The organism is Solibacillus sp. FSL W8-0474 (assembly GCF_038004065.1).
In the GTDB taxonomy this organism is placed as follows: domain Bacteria; phylum Bacillota; class Bacilli; order Bacillales_A; family Planococcaceae; genus Solibacillus; species Solibacillus faecavium.
Genome location: NZ_JBBOQJ010000001.1, coordinates 553,295 through 576,549 on the forward strand (window position 1 = coordinate 553,295; position 23,255 = coordinate 576,549).

19 protein-coding genes are annotated in these 23,255 nt (G+C 39.1%); 18 read left to right on the forward strand and 1 reads right to left on the reverse strand.

The genetic code is table 11. From position 1 onward, the window contains the following. Positions 1 to 13: 13 nt before the first annotated feature. The 10 genes from NYE67_RS02855 to NYE67_RS02900 all read left to right on the forward strand — a co-directional run bounded on the left by NYE67_RS02855 (position 14) and on the right by NYE67_RS02900 (position 14,665). A complete protein-coding gene (locus tag NYE67_RS02855) occupies positions 14 to 574 on the forward strand; it encodes a cob(I)yrinic acid a,c-diamide adenosyltransferase (protein ID WP_340729090.1) in 561 nt (186 codons plus the stop codon). Positions 575 to 770: 196 nt separating this feature from the next. Then, positions 771 to 3,125, forward strand: coding sequence for a (Fe-S)-binding protein (locus tag NYE67_RS02860; RefSeq protein ID WP_340729091.1), 2,355 nt, complete (start codon positions 771 to 773; stop codon positions 3,123 to 3,125). A 267-nt stretch (positions 3,126 to 3,392) separates the two neighbouring features. After that, positions 3,393 to 4,583 (forward strand): acetyl-CoA C-acetyltransferase, encoded by a 1,191-nt coding sequence (locus NYE67_RS02865; RefSeq protein ID WP_340730875.1) that lies wholly within the window; start codon positions 3,393 to 3,395, stop codon positions 4,581 to 4,583. A 13-nt stretch (positions 4,584 to 4,596) separates the two neighbouring features. Continuing rightward, a complete protein-coding gene (locus NYE67_RS02870) occupies positions 4,597 to 5,451 on the forward strand; it encodes a 3-hydroxybutyryl-CoA dehydrogenase (RefSeq protein ID WP_340729092.1) in 855 nt (284 codons plus the stop codon). A gap of 9 nt (positions 5,452 to 5,460) precedes the next feature. Then, entirely contained in the window at positions 5,461 to 6,597 is a 1,137-nt protein-coding gene (locus tag NYE67_RS02875) for an acyl-CoA dehydrogenase (protein ID WP_340729093.1), read from the forward strand. 120 nt (positions 6,598 to 6,717) lie between these two features. Next, on the forward strand, positions 6,718 to 7,854 hold the full coding sequence (locus tag NYE67_RS02880) for an acyl-CoA dehydrogenase (protein ID WP_340729094.1): 1,137 nt from the start codon (positions 6,718 to 6,720) through the stop codon (positions 7,852 to 7,854). Positions 7,855 to 7,857: 3 nt separating this feature from the next. After that, positions 7,858 to 8,493 carry a TetR/AcrR family transcriptional regulator gene (locus NYE67_RS02885; protein ID WP_340726917.1) on the forward strand — a complete coding sequence of 212 codons (636 nt, stop codon included), beginning with the start codon at positions 7,858 to 7,860 and terminating at the stop codon, positions 8,491 to 8,493. Between the two features lie 92 nt (positions 8,494 to 8,585). Then, complete coding sequence (gene icmF, locus NYE67_RS02890) at positions 8,586 to 11,828, forward strand: fused isobutyryl-CoA mutase/GTPase IcmF (RefSeq protein WP_340729095.1); 3,243 nt, start codon at positions 8,586 to 8,588, stop codon at positions 11,826 to 11,828. 414 nt (positions 11,829 to 12,242) lie between these two features. Beyond that, a complete protein-coding gene (gene rpoE / locus NYE67_RS02895) occupies positions 12,243 to 12,821 on the forward strand; it encodes a DNA-directed RNA polymerase subunit delta (RefSeq protein WP_340729096.1) in 579 nt (192 codons plus the stop codon). Between the two features lie 239 nt (positions 12,822 to 13,060). Then, positions 13,061 to 14,665, forward strand: a complete 1,605-nt coding sequence (locus NYE67_RS02900) for a CTP synthase (RefSeq protein WP_339215113.1) — start codon at positions 13,061 to 13,063, stop codon at positions 14,663 to 14,665. A 117-nt stretch (positions 14,666 to 14,782) separates the two neighbouring features. Here the strand turns inward: NYE67_RS02900 and NYE67_RS02905 are convergent, their stop codons facing one another. Continuing rightward, positions 14,783 to 15,346 (reverse strand): DUF2529 family protein, encoded by a 564-nt coding sequence (locus NYE67_RS02905; RefSeq protein WP_340726920.1) that lies wholly within the window; start codon positions 15,344 to 15,346, stop codon positions 14,783 to 14,785. Between the two features lie 131 nt (positions 15,347 to 15,477). Between NYE67_RS02905 and NYE67_RS02910 the strand changes: the two genes are divergently transcribed. From NYE67_RS02910 to NYE67_RS02945, 8 genes are all read left to right on the forward strand, one after another. Then, positions 15,478 to 15,855, forward strand: coding sequence for a response regulator (locus NYE67_RS02910; RefSeq protein WP_340726921.1), 378 nt, complete (start codon positions 15,478 to 15,480; stop codon positions 15,853 to 15,855). 186 nt (positions 15,856 to 16,041) lie between these two features. After that, a complete protein-coding gene (locus tag NYE67_RS02915) occupies positions 16,042 to 16,896 on the forward strand; it encodes a class II fructose-bisphosphate aldolase (RefSeq protein ID WP_340726922.1) in 855 nt (284 codons plus the stop codon). A gap of 137 nt (positions 16,897 to 17,033) precedes the next feature. Next, positions 17,034 to 17,684: a fructose-6-phosphate aldolase gene (gene fsa, locus NYE67_RS02920; RefSeq protein ID WP_191700789.1), complete on the forward strand. Its 651-nt coding sequence runs from the start codon at positions 17,034 to 17,036 to the stop codon at positions 17,682 to 17,684. Between the two features lie 64 nt (positions 17,685 to 17,748). Further along, entirely contained in the window at positions 17,749 to 19,026 is a 1,278-nt protein-coding gene (locus tag NYE67_RS02925; protein ID WP_340729097.1) for a UDP-N-acetylglucosamine 1-carboxyvinyltransferase, read from the forward strand. 151 nt (positions 19,027 to 19,177) lie between these two features. After that, positions 19,178 to 20,143 carry a class II fructose-bisphosphatase gene (gene glpX, locus NYE67_RS02930; protein ID WP_340726924.1) on the forward strand — a complete coding sequence of 322 codons (966 nt, stop codon included), beginning with the start codon at positions 19,178 to 19,180 and terminating at the stop codon, positions 20,141 to 20,143. Between the two features lie 187 nt (positions 20,144 to 20,330). Continuing rightward, positions 20,331 to 21,614: a transcription termination factor Rho gene (gene rho, locus NYE67_RS02935; RefSeq protein WP_191700792.1), complete on the forward strand. Its 1,284-nt coding sequence runs from the start codon at positions 20,331 to 20,333 to the stop codon at positions 21,612 to 21,614. A 373-nt stretch (positions 21,615 to 21,987) separates the two neighbouring features. After that, positions 21,988 to 22,188, forward strand: a complete 201-nt coding sequence (rpmE, locus tag NYE67_RS02940) for a 50S ribosomal protein L31 (protein WP_191700793.1) — start codon at positions 21,988 to 21,990, stop codon at positions 22,186 to 22,188. A gap of 391 nt (positions 22,189 to 22,579) precedes the next feature. Beyond that, complete coding sequence (locus tag NYE67_RS02945; RefSeq protein ID WP_340729098.1) at positions 22,580 to 23,152, forward strand: thymidine kinase; 573 nt, start codon at positions 22,580 to 22,582, stop codon at positions 23,150 to 23,152. The last annotated feature ends 103 nt before the right edge of the window (positions 23,153 to 23,255 follow it).

A 23,255-nucleotide genomic window follows, 5' to 3' on the forward strand; every position in this document is an offset into this window, starting at 1 on the left:
AGGATGAAATTTGATGAAATTATACACAAAGTCAGGCGATAAAGGGAAGACAAGCATTATTGGAGGGCGTGTTGATAAAGATCATCTACGTGTAGAAGCATACGGAACAATTGATGAATTAAATTCATTTATCGGTAAAGCAGTTTCGGAACTGGATTCAAGTAAATTTGAGGACATTATTGAAGATTTAACAGCTATCCAGCATGAATTGTTCGATGGCGGCGGCGATTTGGCCAATGTAATGAAGGAACGTCACTATAAATTAGCAGAGGAACCTATTACAGTTCTAGAAAATCGGATTGACCTATTATCTGAAGAAGCACCTCCATTAAAACGTTTCATTTTACCAGGAGGCGCACCTGCTGCTGCCACATTGCATATTGCTCGCACGATAGCCCGTCGCGCAGAACGACAAACCGTATCATTAATGAAAGAAATTGAAGATGTTTCACCTGTCGTACAAAAGTATTTAAATCGTTTATCTGATTATCTATTTGCTGCAGCGCGGGTAGTGAATTATCGCTTATCCATCCCGGATGTTGAGTACATTCGCAGTGGTGACGTCTTTAAATAAAGTAGGAAAATGCTAGCTTAGACAAATAAATTGTCAAGCTAGCATTTTTTATATTTTGATTTAATTTTCAGAATTAATGATGAAATTTGTTGACTGAATGCTCATTCATAACTACAATGAGGTTATAGATTAATAGGGTAATATAGTTTGTAGGAACAAAGGGGTTCGGAAACTTAGTATTCCAGGGGGGAAAAGTATGAATACATTTTTAATTATTAACTGGATTGCATTCATTGCTGTGTTACTTTATGCATTAGGGTTATTTGCATACTTATTGAAAACACGCTATGACTACATTCAGCTTGGCCGTAAAGAGGAGTTTAATCAAAAATTTTCTGAGCGTATGGAAGATATTATTGAGAAAGTATTCGGTCAATCAAAATTATTAAAAGACAAGAAGATGGGACTTGTACACGTTCTGTTTTTCTACGGGTTTTTAATGGTTCAGTTCGGAGCAATTGACCTGATCTGGAAAGGGCTAGCACCAGGTTCACATTTGCCGTTAGGTGGCTTATACCCAGTATTTACATTTACACAGGAGCTTGTCGTACTAACGATTTTAATCGCAGTTGCAGTGGCATTTTACCGTCGTTATATGGAGAAGCTTGCTCGTTTAAAGCAAGGATTTAAAAACGGTTTAGTATATATGTTTTTAGCAATTTTAATGTTTGCTACACTATTTGGTAACGGTTTTTATTTAATTTGGCATGATCATGGCTTAACAGGCTCTGAACCTGTTGCCTCAGCTATTGCATGGGTATTCCAATGGATGAACCCAACAATTGCTGCTGTAATGTTCTTTGTAATGTGGTGGGCTCATTTATTAGCGCTATTAGCATTCCTTGTTTATATTCCACAAGGTAAGCACTTCCACTTAATCACGTCGATTTTAAACGTTTATTTTAATCGTCAGGAACGTATGGGTACATTACGTCCAATCGATTTTGCTGCTTTGGAAGAAGCGGAAGACGAGGAAAGTATGCCGCCGCTCGGTGTTGGTAAAATTCATGACTTCACGCAGAAGCAAATGCTCGATTTATATTCCTGTGTTGAATGTGGCCGCTGTACGAATATGTGTCCGGCAACAGGTACAGGAAAAATGCTGTCTCCGATGGATTTACTTGTAAAATTACGTGATCATTTAACATTTACAGGGGCAGTTGAATTAAAGAAAAAGCCTTGGGTACCATTTTCTTTCTTCAACAATACACAAGGAAACCAATTAGCGATGGCAGCGGGTGCAGAAGGCGCGGTAATCGAAGATATTTATAGCCCATCATTAATTGGTGATGTTATTACAGAAGAGGAAATTTGGGCTTGTACAACGTGCCGTAACTGTGAAGATCAATGTCCGGTAATGAATGAGCACGTGGATAAAATTATTGATTTACGCCGTTATTTAACAATGACAGAAGGTAAAGTAAACCCGGATGCACAGCGAGCGATGACAAATATCGAACGCCAAGGTAATCCATGGGGCTTAAACCGTAAAGAAAAAGAAAACTGGAGAGAGCTGGACGAATCTGTGCATGTTCCAACAGTTAAAGAGCTTAAAAAATCAGGCGAAGAAATGGAGTATTTATTCTGGGTAGGTTCAATGGGTTCATTTGACAACCGCTCACAAAAAATCGCATTAGCATTCGCTAAATTAATGAATAAGGCTGGGGTTAAGTTCGCAATTTTAGGTAACAAGGAAAAGAACTCCGGTGATACACCACGCCGTTTAGGAAATGAATTCCTGTTCCAAGAGCTGGCAACAGCAAATATTGATGAATTTGAAAAAAATGGTGTAACGAAAATTGTTACAATTGACCCGCACGCATACAATATTTTCAAAAATGAATATCAGGATTTCGGATGGAAAGGTGAAGTACTTCACCATACAGAGCTTTTATACGATTTAATCCAAGAAGGTCGTTTAACGATGGACTATCGGGTGGATGAAACGATTGTATTCCATGATTCATGTTATTTAGGTCGCTACAATGATGTATATGATCCACCACGTGAAATTTTAAAAGGCATAGCAGGTGTTAAGCTGGTTGAAATGACACGTAATCGTCAAGACGGTATGTGCTGTGGTGCTGGTGGTGGCTTAATGTGGATGGAAGAGCATGTCGGAAACCGTATTAACGTAGCACGTACAGAGCAGGCTCTGGCAACACAGGCTTCTGTAATTTCATCAGGATGTCCGTACTGTTTAACAATGCTTTCAGATGGTACGAAAGCAAAAGAAGTGGAAGAAACGGTTGGAACATTTGATATTGCAGAAATTTTAGAACGAGCAGTATTCGGTACACCGGAAAAAGTTCAAGTACAAAAAGAGCAAGTAGAAGAAATCGAAGAAGAAATAGTTTTAGCACCAGTGGTAGTTTCTGAAGAACCGATTATTGAAAAAGTGCAGGAAACAGAACTTGTAGAAGTTGAAAAAGAAGCACCACCTGTTGAACAATCATCGATTACTGAAGAACAGCAAGTCGCAACGGATGAAAATTCAGTGCAGAGTCCTTTAGAGGGAAATGGAGAACAAGATAAAGAAAATAAGAATTAAAGAGAATAATATTTAAATTCAGTATATTTGAATAATTGTTGCAGTTTAGAAAACTATTTAATACAATGAGATTAAGTGAAAAAATGGGAGTAGCTATTACTCTCATTTTTTTCTAAATATTGATTGAGCGAGCGTTCAGTCGAATAAGAAAAAAAGTGATTTAAACAAAGGGATATTAAGTAAGGGGTTACTTAAAGGTAGGGAAATAGGCAAAATTCTACTTTGGATTTTGCAAAATCAGCAGATTCAAACAAAGGGGTGTATGGATTGTCGAAAACAGTCATTTTAGACGGAGCACGAACACCATTCGGTAAATTTGGTGGTGGTTTAAGTTCATTAACAGCGAGTGATTTAGGTGGAATTGCCATTAAAGAGGCATTGGCAAAAGCAAACGTTGCAGCAGAAGCTGTAGATGAAGTGATTATCGGAACAGTTTTGCAGGCAGGTCAGGGGCAAATTCCTTCACGACAAGCTGCAAATAAAGCTGGTATACCATGGAATGTGAAAACAGAAACGATTAACAAAGTTTGTGCATCAGGAATGCGCAGTGTCACACTTGCCGATCAGCTTATACGTTTAGGAGAAGAAGATGTAATCGTTGCAGGTGGAATGGAATCGATGTCAAATGCACCGTACTATATGCCGAAAGGAAGATTCGGATTGCGTATGGGCGATGCGAGTTTAGTAGATGGAATGATTTATGATGGTTTGTCATGTGCATTTCATCCAAAACAAGTGCATATGGGCATTTACGGTAATGAAACAGCGAGCAAGTTTGAGGTATCCCGTGAACAGCAGGATGAATGGGCAGCACGTAGCCATGAAAAAGCGCTTGCAGCAATTGAATCAGGCAAATTTGCTGAGGAAATTGTACCTGTAGAAATTCCACAAAGAAAAGGTGAGCCACTTCGCATTGAATCGGATGAAGCACCACGCTTAGGGACAACAGTGGAAACGCTTGCAAAATTAAAGTCGGCATTCAGTAGCGATGGATCCATTACAGCCGGAAATGCACCGGGTGTAAATGACGGAGCTTGTGCATTAGTACTTATGAGTGAAGAAAAGGCGCAACAGGAACACCGCCAGCCACTTGCAACAATCCTAGCACATGCAGAAGTGGGGGTAGCGCCGGAAGATTTCCCTCAAACACCAGGACTGGTTATTAATCAATTGCTTGAAAAGTCCGGTAAAACATTGGCAGACATTGACTTAATCGAAATTAATGAAGCATTCGCGGCAGTTGCGCTAGTAAGCAATCAAATTAGCGGATTAGATGAGAATAAAGTGAATGTCAATGGCGGCGCAGTTGCATTAGGTCATCCAATTGGAGCAAGTGGAGCCCGTATCATTTTAACTCTTGCTTACGAATTAAAACGTCGTGGCGGTGGTTTAGGAATTGCGGCAATTTGTTCAGGCGGTGGCCAAGGGGACGCGGTATTAATCGAAGTAACAAACTAAGGGGATGAAATAAATGACGATTCAAAAAGTTATGGTTATCGGGGCAGGTCAAATGGGTTCCGGGATCGCGCAAGTTTGTGCACAAGCAGGCTATGAAGTCATTTTAAATGATATGAAGGATGAGTTTTTCGAACGTGGTTTAAATACCATTACGAAAAACCTAACACGTGATGTAGAAAAAGGTCGCAAAACAGAAGAAGAAAAATCGGCTATATTAGCACGAATTACAAAATCTGTGGCCATTGAAGATGCAAAAAACGCCGACATTATTATTGAAGCGGCCGTTGAAAATATGGATATTAAACAATCAATTTTTAAACAGCTTGATGAAATTGCACCAAAGCATGCGATTTTAGCAACGAATACATCAAGTTTGCCAATTACAGAAATTGCAGCAGTGACTAAGCGTCCGGAGCAAGTTATTGGCATGCACTTTATGAATCCTGTACCTGTCATGAAACTTGTGGAAATTATTCGCGGTCTTGCAACAACAGATGCAGTATATGAAACGGTTGCTGACATGACAAAGCAACTTGGTAAAACAGGTGTAGAAGTAAATGACTTCCCAGGCTTTATTTCGAATCGTATTTTACTGCCGATGATTAATGAAGCAATTTATGCCTTATATGAAGGGGTAGCAACGAAAGAAGCGATTGATGACGTGATGAAGATGGGGATGAATCATCCGATGGGTCCCCTCACATTAGCTGATTTTATTGGGCTGGATACATGTTTATCGATTATGGAAATTTTACACGAAGGACTTGGTGATAGTAAGTACCGCCCTTGTCCATTATTACGCAAATATGTGGCAGCCGGCTGGTTAGGCAAAAAGAGCGGCCGAGGTTTCTACATATACGAAAGCTGAGGGACTCCTATGAATCTACAATTTACTGATGAGCAGATAATGATGCGTAACATGGTACGTGATTTTGCCAAAACTGAAATCGAGCCATTTATCGAGCAAATGGAAGCTGGCGAATTCCCCAGGCATTTACTAAAGAAAATGGGGGAGCTCGGCCTGATGGGCATTACAGCACCTGCTGAATACGGCGGGGCGGAAATGGACTTTACTTCCTATATTATTGCCATCAATGAGCTATCGAAAGTGAGTGCAGTAATGGGTGTTATATTATCAGTCCATACATCTGTTGGCACAAATCCAATTTTGTATTTCGGCAATGATGAACAAAAGAAACAATATGTACCGAAGCTTGCAAGTGGTGAATATATCGGGGCCTTTTGTTTAACAGAGCCAAGTGCGGGAAGTGATGCAGCGTCTTTAAAAACACGGGCGATTCGAGATGGAGAGCATTATGTACTGGATGGTGCAAAAGTATTCATAACGAATGGCGGGGAAGCGGATATCTTTATCGTATTTGCTTCTACAAATCCGGAAGCGGGTTCACGTGGTGTTTCCGCATTTATCGTAGAAAAAAATACACCAGGTCTTATTATCGGTAAAGATGAACGCAAAATGGGACTGCATGGTTCTAGTACTGTACAGCTTACATTCGAAAATATGCGAGTACCTGCAGAAAATTTGCTCGGGCAAGAAGGGGAAGGCTTTAAAATTGCCTTGGCTAATTTAGATGTTGGTCGAATCGGTATTGCAGCCCAAAGCTTAGGCATTGCCGAAGCTGCGTTGGAAGCTGCGACGAATTATGCAAAAGAGCGCATTCAATTTGGTAAACCGATAGCCCAGCAGCAAGGTGTTGGTTTTAAGCTTGCAGATATGGCGACTGCAGTTGAAGCGGCAAAGTTACTCGTTTACCGTGCTGCAAACTTACGAAGTGAAGGATTATCTTGCGGTAAGGAAGCGTCAATGGCCAAATTATTCGCTTCTCAAACAGCGATGGACACAGCAATCGAAGCGGTACAAATTTTCGGTGGCTATGGCTATACAGAAGACTATCCAGTAGAACGCTATTTCCGTGACGCAAAAGTCACACAGATTTATGAAGGCACAAGCGAAATCCAGCGCATCGTTATTAGTAAGCATGTGATTGGTTAGATATTTTTAATATGTAGTTAAGGTTGCTTCACGGTGGACGCAAGTAAAGAGGAACGAATGTTAAAAACCCGCGGAAACCTTAACCGTAACGTTAATCTAATTTAAAGGGGATATGGGGATATGAACTTTCAATTATCAGAAGAACACCAACAACTACGCGAAATGATTCGCGACTTTGCAATCAATGAAGTAGCACCAACAGCGGAACACCGCGATGAGCATGAAGAATTTGACCGCGGCATTTTTGACAAAATGGCAGAGCTAGGTTTAACTGGTATTCCATGGCCGGAAGAATACGGCGGAGCAGGCTTTGACTACTTAGCTTACTGTATCGCAGTAGAAGAACTATCACGAGTTTGTGCATCAACAGGAGTAACATTGTCTGCACATACATCACTTGCAGGATGGCCGATTTTCAAATTCGGAAATGAAGAGCAAAAACAAAAATATCTTCGACCAATGGCTGAAGGCAAGAAAATCGGTGCTTACGGCTTAACAGAGCCGGCATCGGGTTCAGATGCTGGTGGGATGAAAACATATGCGGTAAAAGACGGCGATGACTACATTTTAAATGGCTCAAAAATCTTTATAACAAATGGTGGAATCGCAGATATTTATGTCGTGTTCGCAGTAACAGATCCAGAGGCGAAAAACGGCACAACTGCCTTTATCGTTGAAGCGGATTTCCCAGGGTTCTCAGTAGGCAAGAAGGAAAGAAAACTAGGAATTCGTTCATCTCCAACGACGGAAATTATTTTCGATAATTGCCGTGTACCGAAAGAAAATGTGTTAGGTGAAGAAGGGGAAGGCTTTAAAATTGCCATGAAAACACTTGATGGTGGACGTAACGGGATTGCTGCACAGGCAGTAGGAATTGCACAAGGCGCATTGGACGCAGCGGTTGACTATGCAAAAGAGCGTGTCCAATTCGGAAAACCGATTACAGCAAATCAAGGTATCTCGTTTAAACTTGCAGATATGGCAACAGAAATTGAAGCTTCACGTTTATTGACGTACCAAGCAGCATGGTTGGAATCAAATGATTTACCATACGGAAAAGCATCGGCAATGGCGAAGCTACTTGCAGGAGATACAGCGATGAAAGTAACGACAGAAGCTGTTCAGGTTTTTGGTGGCTACGGCTATACAAAAGACTATCCGGTAGAGCGTTATATGCGTGATGCGAAAATTACGCAAATTTATGAGGGTACACAAGAGATTCAACGCCTCGTAATTTCGCGTATGATTACGAAATAGTGTATGGCGAACAATGATAAGCTGCACGTACGATCGTCAATAAAGGATGAAAATAAAATTATAGAGCGGCGCCAGCAAATTATCGATGCTGGTGTGAAGCTCTTTAAGGAAAAGGGCTTCCACCGTGCAACAACACGAGAACTTGCAAAGGCTGCCGGATTTTCAATTGGGACATTGTATGAATATATTCGCACTAAGGAAGATGTTTTATTTTTAGTGTGTGACAATATCTTCAATGAAGTGACGGAATGCTTATTGGAATTTCCCTCTGAAATAGGTTCAGTGGCAAGTTTGGAAAAAGCAATCCGTCAATATTATTTGCTCATTGATAAAATGCCGGAAGAGTTTACGATTATGTACCAAGAAACGAAGTCACTGCCGAAAGAAGCAATGCATTATATTCTCGACAAGGAGATTGAAATGGTCGCGATCTTTGAGCGTATACTAAAAGATTGTGTCGACTCTGGTAATTTATCTTTATCAAACGATGCCATCTATTTGGCGGCGCATCAAATTGTCGTTCAGGGGCAAAGTTGGGCTTTCCGTAAATGGGCATTACAAAAACGCTATACAATTGAAGAATATATTGAATTGCAAACAAAAATGTTTTTACAAGGCATTATGCAGTTTGAAAAATAAGAAAGGAAAAACGCCATGTAGAGCAACTATTTTAGGAAGTGTGCTTTGTATGGTGTTTTTTCATTATTTCACTATAACAAAGGGGTAATAAAATGGGGAAAATTGAAGTATACAAACCAAAAAATCATATTCGCTTCGTTACAGCATCTAGTCTTTTTGATGGTCATGATGCTTCGATTAATATTATGCGCCGAATTTTACAATCAAGTGGTGCAGAAGTAATTCACTTAGGTCACAACCGTTCAGTAGAGGAAGTTGTTAACGCTGCTATACAGGAAGACGCACAAGGGATAGCGATATCATCATACCAAGGTGGACATATGGAATATTTTAAATATATGTATGACCTGCTTCGTGAAAAAGGTGCACCACATATTAAGATTTTTGGTGGTGGTGGGGGAGTTATTTTACCGCGTGAAATTAAAGAGCTCCATGAGTATGGCATTGCAGGCATTTTCTCACCGGAAGATGGTCGTCAATTAGGCTTGCAAGGAATGATCAATAAAAAGCTAGAAGGCGCGGACTTTTCTACATTAAACGGGAATTATAAAGAGCTTTTAGAAAAGCTTTCGACAGATACACCGGAAATTTTGGCGAATTTAATAACAGCTGCCGAAAATGGTGATGGAGAAGAGATTCAAAATATGCTACAGCTTGTACGTAGCAAGAATTTAAACACACCGGTTATTGGAATTACCGGTACTGGTGGAGCAGGGAAATCTTCATTAACGGATGAATTAATCCGACGTTTCCTGCAAGAGTTTCCGGATAAAAAGCTCGCTATTATATCAGTCGATCCAACGAAGCAAAAAACAGGCGGTGCATTGCTTGGTGACCGTATTCGTATGAATGCCATCTTTAATAATCGGGTTTATATGCGTAGTTTGGCAACACGTGGCTCGCATACAGAATTATCAAGCTCAATTGGCGATGTACTCGATGTAGTACGTGCAGCAGGATTTGACTTAATTCTTGTCGAAACAAGCGGCATTGGGCAAGGGGACGCTGAAATCACAAAATATACAGATCTTTCAATGTATGTAATGACAAGTGAGTTTGGTGCGCCAACGCAGCTCGAAAAAATTGATATGATAGATTTTGCCGACTTAATCGCAATCAATAAATTCGAGCGAAAAGGCTCTGAAGATGCACTACGCCAAGTGCAAAAACAATTCCAGCGTTCACGTGAGCTTTGGGATGAGCCAATTGAACAAATGCCGGTTTTCGGAACAATCGCCTCACAATTTAACGATTTAGGAACGAATTCATTGTTTGCTGCACTCGTATCCAAAATCAATGAAAAGTTCGGCTACAATTGGGAAACTTCCTATGAGCAATTTGTGAAAACACAAAAGCAAAACATTGTTATTCCAAATGATCGCCGCTACTATTTACGCGAAATATCAGAAACAGTACGTAACTATCATAAGCATGCAGAACAACAGGCGGACCTCGCAACAAAATGGTATCAGCTCGAAGGAACAAAAGCGTTGCTGAACGAAAATGAATCAGCATTGATTCTGTCGATTGATTCTTTATTGGAAGGGGTACAAAATGAACTAACAGCAGAATCAAAGCGTATCTTAAAAAATTGGCAAACATTAAAAGATGCGTATGCGGGTGATGAGTTAATTACTAAAGTACGCGATAAAGAAATTAAAACCATTTTACGAACAGAGTCTTTAGCGGGCTTGAAAATTCCAAAAGTAGCATTGCCAGGCTTTAAGGATTACGGTGAAATTTTACGCTGGGTGTATAAAGAAAATGTACCAGGGGAATTCCCTTATACAGCGGGCGTGTTTCCGTTCAAACGTGAAGGAGAAGATCCGAAACGTCAATTTGCTGGAGAAGGAACACCAGAACGTACAAATAAACGGTTCCATTATTTATCGAAGGATGATGATGCAAAGCGCCTATCAACTGCATTTGACTCAGTAACTCTATATGGGGAGGACCCTCATACACGCCCGGATATTTACGGGAAAGTTGGCGAATCAGGAGTAAGTATATGTACACTTGAAGATATGAAGAAGCTGTATGCAGGCTTTAATTTATGTGCACCTTCAACGTCTGTTTCGATGACTATAAATGGACCGGCACCGATTATTTTGGCGATGTTTATGAATACAGCAATAGATCAACAAGTCCGAAAGCGCGAACAAGAGCTTGGTCGTACATTAACTATGGAAGAGTTTACGGAAACAAGAGAACAAACATTGCAAGTCGTGCGCGGTACTGTACAAGCGGATATATTAAAAGAGGATCAAGGGCAAAACACATGCATTTTCTCAACAGAATTTGCACTTCGTATGATGGGGGATATTCAACAATATTTCATCGATCATAAAGTCCGTAATTACTATTCTGTTTCGATTTCGGGGTATCATATTGCCGAAGCAGGAGCAAATCCAATTTCACAGCTGGCATTTACACTCGCAAATGGCTTTACCTATGTAGAATATTATTTAAGTCGTGGTATGAATATTGACGATTTTGCACCGAACTTAAGCTTTTTCTTCTCGAATGGACTGGACCCTGAATATACTGTGATTGGCCGTGTAGCGCGTCGTATTTGGGCAGTCGTTATGCGTGAAAAGTATGGAGCAAATGAACGCTCACAAAAGTTGAAGTATCATATTCAAACATCGGGTCGCAGCCTGCACGCACAAGAAATCGATTTTAATGATATTCGTACAACATTACAGGCATTAATGGCGTTACAGGATAACTGTAATTCATTGCATACAAATGCATATGATGAGGCAATAACTACTCCGACAGAAGAATCGGTTCGTCGTGCAATGGCGATTCAAATGATTATTACAAAAGAGCATGGTTTATCGAAAAATGAGAACCCTTTACAAGGCGCTTTCGTTATCGAGGAGCTTACACAATTGGTGGAGCAGGCAGTGCTTGAGGAATTTGATCGCATGAATGATCGCGGCGGTGTGCTCGGTGCGATGGAAACACAGTATCAGCGTGGGAAAATTCAGGAAGAATCAATGTATTACGAGCATTTAAAGCATTCAGGGCAACTGCCGATTATTGGCGTAAATACGTACCTGAATCCAAATCCACCTTCTGAGGATACGATCAATAATATGGAGATTGCACGTGCCTCAAAAGAAGAAAAGGATTTACAAATTGCTAATTTAGAAAGTTTTAAAGGTGCCAATGCACATACTTGCACTGAAGCACTTAATAAGTTAAAGGAAGTTGCAAAAACGGGTGGCAATATTTTCGAAGAGCTTATGGAGACTGTAAAAGTAGCAAGCTTAGGGCAAATTACGCAAGCTCTTTATGAAGTTGGAGGTCAATACCGACGCAATATGTAATAGAAAAAGCAAAAAATCACTAATATTTTGCAAAAATTGCAAATAAATTAATTTGGCATACCACGTGGACAGTAAATTTCGTTATACTAGTAAACACATGATATTTTAAAGGAAGAAGGTGCGGCATTGTGCAGCAATATTTACATTACATTTTAATATTAGCATGCCTGATCGCAACCTTCTTTTTATACAATCAGCAATTAGCAGCAGTCCCTTTGCTGATATTATCATTCATTTTATTTTATGTAGCATATAAAAAAGCAACAAATTTAAAAAACAAGAAATGAAACTAGCATAGTGAAGGCATGTTTGTATATAATGGGTATTATGCTTATCTTCATTCGGCTGGTGTTTGAGTGTGGTTGAATGAACATAGTGCCTCTGGATAAATAGATATGTAAGATAAGAAAGGACGTGCACGATTTGAACTTTCGTGGTATGACAGATGAACAATTAGCAGAAGAGTCATTAATCGACTTAGCATACGCACTACTAGAAGAAAAAAAACAAGCAATGCCTTTAAATGAATTATTAAAAGGTATCCAAGAATTAAATGGAATTTCTGATGAAGACTTGAAATCTCGTTTAGTACAATTTTATACAGACTTAAATGTAGAAGGTCGTTTCTTATTAAACCAGGAAAATGGTTGGGGATTACGTGAATGGTATAAAGTAGAAACAATCGAAGAAGAAACTGCACCGACTATTAAGACGCGTAAAAAGAAAGCTAAAGTCGCGGATGACGAAGATGAAGAAGTACTTGACCTTGAAGAAGAGGATGTATTATTCGAGGAAGATTATGATGAATTCGTAGACGACGAAGACGATGAAGATGAAGTGGAAGAAGACATTGACTTTGTAGAAGAAGACATCGAGGAAATCGACGCCGACATCGATGAAGAGCTGATCGATGAAGATGATACTTTTATTATCGAGGATGACGATGAAGAGGAATTGGATGAAGAGCTGGAAGAGGAAGAAGATTTAAAATAAGTAGTGTTTCAATTGAAAAATTGAAAGTGCTTGACTTCTTTTTCAGTTACGTATAATCTTTTACTTGGGCTCCTTTAAAAAGGAGATTGACCGTATAAGTAATACGCTCCCCCTGCAAACTGATGCAGGAGGAGCGTTTTTTATTTTTTTATATGTATATTAGAAAAACATTCACTTGCTTCAAGTAAGTAACCGGGTGTTTTTCTAATTTGTTTTAGAAAGAAGGAGGAATTTATTATATGACAAAGTATATATTCGTAACAGGTGGGGTAGTATCATCTCTTGGTAAAGGAATTGTAGCTGCTTCTTTAGGTCGTTTATTAAAAAACCGTGGATTGGAAGTAACAATCCAAAAGTTTGATCCGTATTTAAACATCGATCCAGGTACAATGAGCCCTTACCAGCACGGTGAAGTTTTCGTTACTGATGATGGCGCAGAGGCGGATTTAGACTTAGGACACTATGAGCGTTTCATTGATATTAATTTAGGAAAACACTCAACAGTAACTTCTGGTAAAGTATATCAGTCTGTATTGAATAAAGAGCGCCGTGGTGACTACAACGGTGGCACAGTTCAAGTAATTCCTCATGTAACAAATGAAATTAAAGACCGTATTCAACGTGCAGGCCGTGAAACTTCGGCGGATGTGGTAATTACGGAAATTGGCGGTACAGTAGGTGACTTCGAATCCCTTTCTTTCCTTGAAGCAATTCGTCAAATGCGTCGTGATCTAGGTCATGAAAATGTCATGTATATCCACTGTACATTAATGCCTTACATCGCGGCTGCAGGAGAAATGAAGACAAAACCAACACAGCACTCTGTAAAAGAGTTACGTTCATTAGGTATTCAGCCAAACATTATCGTTTTACGTACTGAACAGCCGGTACCTCAGGATATGAAAGAGAAAATTGCCCTATTCTGTGACGTGCAATCTTCTGATATTATCGAATCGCGTGATGCCGAACATTTATATGAAGTACCATTAAACTTACATGCACAAGGATTCGATCAAATCGTTCTTGACCACTTCCGCATTAGCGCACCACAGGCAAATATGGAAGATTGGAAAGACCTTGTACATTTAGTGAAAAACTTAGAACATAAAACACGTATCGCATTAGTCGGTAAATATGTAGAGCTTCAGGATGCGTATATTTCAGTAGTAGAAGCATTAAAGCATGCAGGTTATGTTTACAATTCGGATATCGAAATTGACTGGATTAATGCTGAGAATATTACAGCTGAAAACGTGGAGCAATTATTAGGACAAGCAGACGGTATTTTAGTACCAGGTGGTTTCGGCGACCGTGGTGTTGAAGGTAAAATCGAATCCATTCGCTATGCACGTGAAAATGACATTCCATTCTTCGGTATTTGTTTAGGTATGCAAATGGCTACTGTTGAATTTGCGCGTAATGTAATGGGATTAGATGGTGCACATTCAACAGAATTAGATAAAAACACGAAGTACCCAATCATTGACTTCCTGCCAGATCAATCTGAGGAAATCGATTTAGGCGGTACGTTACGTCTTGGACTATATCCATGTAAATTAAAAGAAGGATCACGCGCACGCGCTGCATACAATGGTGAAGAATTAGTGTATGAGCGTCACCGTCACCGCTACGAGTTCAACAATGAATTCCGTGAAGCAATGGAAGCGGAAGGTTTGGTATTCTCAGGCGTATCACCCGATAATAAGTTAGTAGAAATTATTGAATTACCAGAGAAAAAATTCTTTGTGGCAGGTCAATTCCACCCAGAATTAATTTCTCGCCCACAACGCCCACAGCCACTATTCCGTGAGTTTGTTGGAGCTGCGTTTAACAACCGAAAATAATGCTTCAGAAGCGTGTCCTATTTTAAATGGGGCACGCTTTAATTTTTGAAGAGCTGAAAACCCAAATAAAAAACGACCCCCATTACGTTGTAATACGTAATAAGAATCGTTTGCGATTTAAGCAAATGGAGAGATAGATTCCTCTTCGTCATTTTCGTCATCATCGACCAGCATTTCATCAAATTCCATTTTAATCGCCTCATAAATATATAAAGCAGCCATTAAATGAGGGAACACAATTCGCTCACCAAGTTTAGTTGGATGGGGTAAAATTCCGCCACGTACTTTCAACGAAATATACGTATAGGCAAGCTCGCTTAATTGATTGCCAGTCTCAGCAACCTCACTTGCCACAGCTGCAAAGGGAATAAAGTCATCATGCATTTTTTGCGCCAGTTTTAACGCTTGTTCATCCGTTGCATGCTGCGTAAAAATAATGAGACGATCGGCAGGTAACAGCTCTACCTCATCCGTATAACGTGCAAATTTTGCAAAAGGACTTGCACCAAGCTCTGCATGGATTGCAACAGCGTCCATTTCACCAAAAGCAGCAAAGTAAATAGTTCCTTGCCCGATTGCTGCCTGTGCCAATAAACGGGCTGTTTCCTCAATTGGTTCTTCTTCGGACTGTTGAATGCGCTGAAATAGCCCTGTTAATTGTGTAGTTAAAATTTTAGACATAATTCCACCTCAAAGCTATTATAAAATTGTGCTCAAGAAAAAGCAAAATCATATATACTTATTGTAAAAGAAGGAAAATAAAGATAAAAATTGAATTCTTAGTAATATAAAATCATTATCGTAAATGGGGAATGACTATGAGGGAAATATTAATCGTAGATGATCAAAGAGGGATAAGGTTGCTGTTAGATGAATTATTTAAAAAAGAAGGTTTTATCACACATCTGGCTGCAAATGGTTACGATGCATTAAAAATAGCAAAGGAAAATGCAATAGATTGCGTTTTACTGGATATGAAAATTCCTGGAATGGATGGATTGGAGATTTTAGCGCATTTAAAAAGTGAAAATCCCGATTTACCGGTAATAATGATGACAGCGTATGTTGAACAGCATATGATTGATACCGCAACAGAACTTGGCGTGACAAAGTACTTCTCTAAACCATTCAATATATTTGAAATACGGGATGAAGTCAAAAAAATATTAACAATCCACGAAAAAATATAAAGGAACCGGTGAGCAGGCAGTAGCGCATACTGTCTGTTTTTGTTATGATTAATCTGAATGTTTATATCAATTCTTGTGAATTTGCATAGAATTGACAATAGAAAAAATACTTAAAAAAAGCATATTGCACAAACTATGTTTTTCTAGTAGCAAACTATTTATGTATCTTCGAGGAGGATTTTAATAATGCCGTTAGTTTCAATGAAAGAAATGTTAATTAAAGCAAAAGCAGAAAGTTATGCAGTAGGTCAGTTTAATATTAACAACTTAGAGTGGACACAAGCTATTCTACAGGCAGCAGAAGAAGAAAAATCACCAGTAATTTTAGGTGTTTCAGAAGGTGCCGGTAAATATATGGGCGGTTTCATTGCTGTTGTAAAAATGGTTGAGGGCTTAATGGAAAGCTATAAAACAACAGTTCCAGTTGCCATTCATTTAGACCATGGTTCGAGCTTCGATAAATGTAAAGAAGCAATCGATGCTGGCTTTACTTCTGTTATGATTGACGCTTCCCATCATCCATATGAAGAAAATGTAGAAACAACAAAATCTGTTGTTGAATATGCCCATGCAAAAGGTGTTTCTGTAGAAGCTGAATTGGGTACAGTAGGTGGCGAGGAAGATGGAGTTATCGGTGGTATTATGTATGCTAACCCACAAGAGTGCCAAGCTTTAGTGGAAGCTACAGGAATAGATTGCCTAGCACCAGCACTAGGTTCAGTACACGGTCCTTATAAAGGGGAGCCAAACTTAGGATTCACTGAAATGGAAGAAATCTCTACACTAACGGATGTACCTTTAGTTTTACATGGTGGTACTGGAATTCCAACAAAGGATATTCAACGTTCTATCTCGTTAGGTACAGCTAAAATTAACGTAAATACAGAAAACCAAATCGCGGCGACTAAAGTAATCCGTGAATTTTTGGATGGCGACAAGAAAACATATGACCCACGAAAATATTTAGGCCCGGCTCGTGAAGCGATTAAAGCAACAGTAATCGGAAAAATGCGTGAATTCGGTAGCTCGGGGAAAGCTTAACAAATAAATGATTCCACAAAAGAAATGCGCATAGTAGAGCACATTTCTTTGTGAACACTTGTTTTCAACTTCAAGCATCTCGTTCACAACTGGGCGGGATGTGTTTTTCTAAGTACACATAAATCGGAGGACATATAATGAAATTTTTTATTGATACAGCAAACTTTGACGAGATTAAAGAAGCATACTCTTGGGGCATTCTTTCAGGTGTAACAACGAACCCATCATTAGTAGCGAAAGAATCAGGTGTAAACTTCCATGATCGCTTACGTGAAATCGCGGAATTAGTAAACGGATCGGTGTCAGGTGAGGTAATCTCTTTAGACGCTGAAGGAATGATTCGTGAAGGGGAAGAATTAGCGGCAATTCACCCAAACATTACAGTAAAACTGCCGATGACTCCAGATGGTTTAAAAGCATGTAAACACTTCTCTGAAAAAGGGATTAAAACAAATGTGACATTAATTTTCTCTGCAAACCAAGCATTAATGGCCGCTCGTGCTGGCGCATCATATGTATCTCCATTTTTAGGACGTTTAGATGATATTGGTCAAGACGGTGTTGAATTAATTCGTGAAATTGCTGAAATGTTTGCAATCCATGAGATTGATACTGAAATAATTGCTGCTTCTATTCGTCATCCACAACATATTACGCAAGCGGCATTGGCAGGTGCACATATTGCGACTACGCCATATAAAGTTTTACAGCAACTGTTTAACCATCCATTAACAGCCAAAGGAATTGAAGGATTTTTAGCGGATTGGGCAAAGCGTGAAGGGAAATAATAAGAATACTTCACAGCAATCTGGTTCATTGTGAAATTTGTCCAATTATAAGGGAGAACACAAAATGGATGTATTTAAAATTCAAGGCGGACGTCGACTAAAAGGGAAAATTACTGTTAGTGGTGCAAAAAATAGTGCAGTTGCTTTAATTCCTGCATCAATTTTGGCGGATTCTTCCGTTACAATTGGAGGAATTCCGGAGATTTCGGATGCGTGGACATTAAAAGCACTACTTGAAGAAATCGGTGGGGAAGTAACATTTGAAGATGGGAAGATGACAATAGACCCGTCGAAAATGGTAGCAATGCCTCTGCCGAATGGCAATGTAAAAAAATTACGAGCATCCTACTATATGATGGGTGCTATGTTAGGACGTTTTAAGCAAGCCGTAATTGGTTTGCCAGGAGGCTGTTTTTTAGGCCCGCGTCCAATTGATCAGCATATTAAAGGGTTTGAAGCTTTAGGTGCAAAAGTGACGAATGAGCACGGTGCAATTTATTTGCGTGCAGATGAACTGATCGGTGCAAAAATTTATTTAGACGTGGCAAGTGTAGGTGCAACAATCAATATTATGCTAGCAGCAGTGCGGGCAAAAGGTAAAACAACTATTGAAAACGCTGCTAAAGAGCCTGAAATTATTGATGTTGCAACACTTTTAACAAATATGGGCGCAAATATTAAAGGTGCTGGAACAAGTGTTATACGTATTGAAGGTGTCGATGAGCTAAAAGGAACGAAACATACGATTATTCCGGATCGAATTGAAGCTGCAACATTTATGATAATGGCAGCGGCGATTGGTGATGGCGTAGTAATCGACAATGTTATTCCACTACATTTAGAGGCAGTGACAGCGAAGCTTCGGGAAATGGGCGTAATCGTGGAAGAGAACGAAGAAAGCCTGTACATTCCCAAACAAACGAAATTACAGGCAGTTGATGTTAAAACTCTTGTATATCCAGGCTTCCCAACTGATGTACAGCAGCCTTTATCGGTATTAATGACACAGGCAGAAGGCGCATCGATGATTACGGATACTATTTATTCAGCACGCTTCAAACATATCGATGAATTACGTCGTATGAGTGCAAAAGCACGAGTAGAAGGGAATACCGCAATCATACAAGGACCTGCCTCTTTAGAAGGATCGGCTGTAACAGCAACTGATCTACGTGCAGGTGCGGCATTAGTTTTAGCTGGTTTAATTGCAAAAGGCGAGACTGAAATCCATGAGATTCATCATATCGAACGCGGGTATAGTTCATTAATTGAAAAATTATGTGCGTTAGGTGCGAATATCCGCAAAGAGCCAACTGTCATTAAAACGAATAATAAAGCATAAAATTTGCCATAATTGATGCGCAAATTCACACATCTTTAGAATATGTTAAAATTAAATGTGAAAAAAAAGTAAGCAAACTATATAATTTCAAAACAGCGGTTTTTAATGCTGTTAAAATCGGCTTTAACCGATTACAGGAGGCAAACACAAAATGGAACGTAGTTTATCAATGGAAGTAGTACGTGTAACAGAAGCAGCAGCGATTGCATCAGCGAAATGGATGGGGCGCGGACTTAAAATTGAAGCAGATGACGCAGCAACAACAGCAATGCGTGTTATGTTTGATACAATCCCAATGCATGCGACAGTTGTAATTGGTGAAGGAGAAATGGATGAAGCACCGATGCTTTATATCGGTGAAGAATTAGGGCTTCGAAATGGCGGACCTGAAGTTGATATTGCAGTGGATCCATTAGAAGGTACGAATATCGTAGCAAAAGGAACAAATGGCGCGATGACAGTACTAGCTATTGCAGATCGTGGGAATCTTTTAAACGCACCGGATATGTATATGGATAAAATTGCAGTAGGTCCAGAAGCAGCAGGTAAAGTTGATATTAATGCCTCAGTTACTTATAACCTACTGCAAGTAGCGAAGGCAAAAAATAAGGATATTTCTGATGTTGTAGCAACTCTTTTAGATCGTGATCGTCATCAACATATTGTTGATGAGATCCGTGAAACAGGTGCTCGTATTAAATTTATTCAAGATGGCGATGTAGCTGCTGCAATTAATACAGCTTTTGACGAAACTGGTATCGACATTATGTTTGGTATGGGTGGCGCTCCAGAAGGTGTTATCGCAGCAGTAGCATTAAAATGTTTAGGTGGCGATTTCCAAGCTAAACTAGTTCCGGAAGATGAAGAACAACTAGAACGTTGTAAAAAAATGGGCATTGATGTTGATAAAGTATTAATGTTGGATGATTTAGTTAAGGGGGACGATGCGATTTTTGCAGCGACTGCTGTAACTGACTCAGAACTTTTACGTGGTGTTCAATATAAAGGTTCCTATGCACTGACACATTCTGTTGTTATGCGCGCAAAATCCGGTACAGTACGCTTTATCGAAGGGCGTCACAGCATTGCCAAAAAACCAAAGTACGGTCAACTCTAACTTCTCATATATTGTAATTAACATAGAAAATCCCATTTTCATTTAATTTACGATATTATATAATTAATGCCCGGTATAATAGCCGGGCATCTTTCAAATAAGTGAATCTTCTTCCAACGCGCATTCCTAAATTTTCTACATGTAAAAGCCCAAAAATTTAAAATTATTAATAGACTGGAGAAAACCTATGACAGCATTAACCATTGCTCAATTAGAAAGCATGACATTAAAAGAACTATATGCTTTAGCGAAGCAATTTAAAGTTATGAATGCTAGTAAGCTAAATAAAAAGGAACTTATTTTTGCGATTTTAAAATCACGCTCTGAACAGGAAGGCTTCTTTTTCATGGAGGGTGTTTTAGAAATCATTCCTACAGATGGCTTCGGATTTTTACGCCCGATTAACTATTCCCCTTCGAAAGAGGACATTTATATTTCAGCTTCGCAAATTCGTCGTTTTGATTTACGAAATGGAGATAAAGTATCTGGAAAAGTTCGTCCGCCAAAAGAAAACGAACGCTATTACGGACTATTGCAAGTTGATGCAGTAAATGGCGAAGATCCTGAAGTAGCTAAAGAGCGAGTGCATTTCCCTGCATTAACGCCACTTTACCCGGATCGTCATATTAAATTGGAAACAGTACCTACAAAACTTTCAACACGAATTATGGATTTAGTAGCTCCTGTTGGATTTGGTCAACGTGGTTTAATTGTGGCACCGCCAAAAGCAGGTAAGACATCTTTATTAAAGGAAATTGCCAATGCTATTACGACAAATCATCCTGAAGCGGAACTTATCGTATTATTAATTGATGAGCGTCCAGAGGAAGTAACGGATATCGAGCGTTCAGTAAATGCTGATGTTGTTTCTTCTACCTTTGATGAAGTACCGGAAAACCATGTAAAAGTAGCTGAAATCGTACTAGAACGTGCACGTCGTTTAGTGGAACATAAGCGTGATGTCATTATTTTAATGGACTCAATCACACGTTTAGCGCGTGCTTACAACTTAGTCATTCCGCCAAGCGGTCGTACACTTTCAGGTGGTATTGACCCAGCAGCATTCCATCGTCCAAAACGTTTCTTCGGTTCGGCTCGTAATATTGAAGAGGGTGGTAGTTTAACAATTTTGGCGACTGCTCTTATCGATACAGGTAGCCGTATGGATGAAGTGATTTACGAGGAGTTTAAAGGAACGGGTAACTTAGAATTACACTTAGACCGCAGCTTGGCAGAACGTCGTATATTCCCTGCATTAGATATTCGCCGTTCAGGTACGCGTAAAGAAGAACTTCTTATTCCGAAAGATCAGTTGGATAAGTTATGGGCAATCCGTAAAACATTTAGTGACTCTCATGATTTCGGCGAGAAGTTTTTACGCAAAATACGCACAACGAAATCAAACGAAGAATTTTTCGAAAAGCTTGATACGGATATGAAAAAAGCAACGAACGGTAAAGGGTTATTGTAGTCTTTCATCAGGTACTTACTGAAAGACTATAATCTTATTTTAAAGCAAGTTGATTGGAATGGAGGGGAGGCGACTCCAGCGGGACTAGCGCGAGGGAGAGACTATAGGCTCGAGCCGTGCCCGCGGAAAGCGTCCGACCCGGAATGGAAATCAATCTTCATGTGAAGGCAACGAATTGTTTAAAGCTTTTCATAAATTAATTAAAAATAGTTGCAACCTATTTTAATTGTTGCTATAATTCTTTAAGTATGAAACGTGCACATATATAGCTGACCTCCACACATTACGTATGTAGTGACATATTCGGGCTATGTAAGGTGCAGTTCGAAAATACTCTGTTCCGGATGGTTCAGGGCGAGAGGAGAAAACGAATATGAAACAAGGTATCCACCCAGATTACAAAGTAGCAACAGTAACTTGCTCTTGTGGTAATTCTTTTGAAACAGGTTCAGTTAAAGAAAAGATCTCAATCGAGTTCTGTAACGAATGTCACCCATTCTATACAGGTCGTCAAAAGTTCGCTTCTGCTGACGGACGTGTAGATAAGTTCAACAAAAAATATGGTATGAAATAATACCTTAACCCATTTCCACGTTGTTGGAGATGGGTTTTTGATTTTTATATTAAGTAAAATAATTATATTAGATAAAATTGTGTATTTATTAGAATACTTTAACTGGTTATTAGAAAGCCTGAATAGTATATTTGAAAACGAAAAATGGATATTAGAAAATGTACATATTTTATTAGAAGTCCCGAGTTTTATTAGAAAAAATAAAATTATATTAGCAAAAATTTAGTTATATTAGAAAACTTTCACACAAGTTTTCTTATAGTACAGCATCGTTTGCAATAGACGAATCGTGAAAAAATAGCTAAGATAAAAGAGGAAAAATAAAAAGTAAAACCTTGAGTAATCACTCAAGGTTTTTGTCTGTAATTACGTGGAGAAACGAGGAATTATAATGGCTCAATTATTTTATAAACATGGTGCAATGAACAGCGGGAAATCGATAGAAATTTTAAAAGTTGCCCACAATTATGAAGAACAAAATAAATCGGTTCTTATATTTACATCAGGTATTGATACACGTGAAGAAGTAGGGATGGTATCAAGCCGAATTGGTTTAAAACGCCCGGCAATTGCCGTTTTTAATGATACAAATATTTATGAGATCGTCAAAAATCACGAAGGGAAATTATATTGTGTACTCGTTGATGAAGTTCAATTTTTATCAAAAGAGCATGTTCTTCAATTGACTCAAATTGTCGATGAGTTGAATATACCTGTTATGGGATTCGGCTTAAAAAATGATTTCCAGAACGAACTGTTTGAAGGTAGCCGTTACATGGCGATTTATGCTGATAAAATTGAAGAAATGAAAACAATTTGCTGGTTCTGCCATAAAAAGGCGACGATGAATTTAAGAGTAGATGAAAATAAAAAACCCGTTCGTACAGGTGATCAAATCCAAATTGGGGGTAATGATAGTTATTATCCCGTTTGTCGCAAATGTCATTCAAACCCACCTTTATGACTTCAGGTGTATAGTATATATTTCAAAGAAAACTGGAATCCTAAATGTATTTATACAAAGGTGTAAATGATATGAATAAAGTTCGCCGTAGAGGTAGCAACAA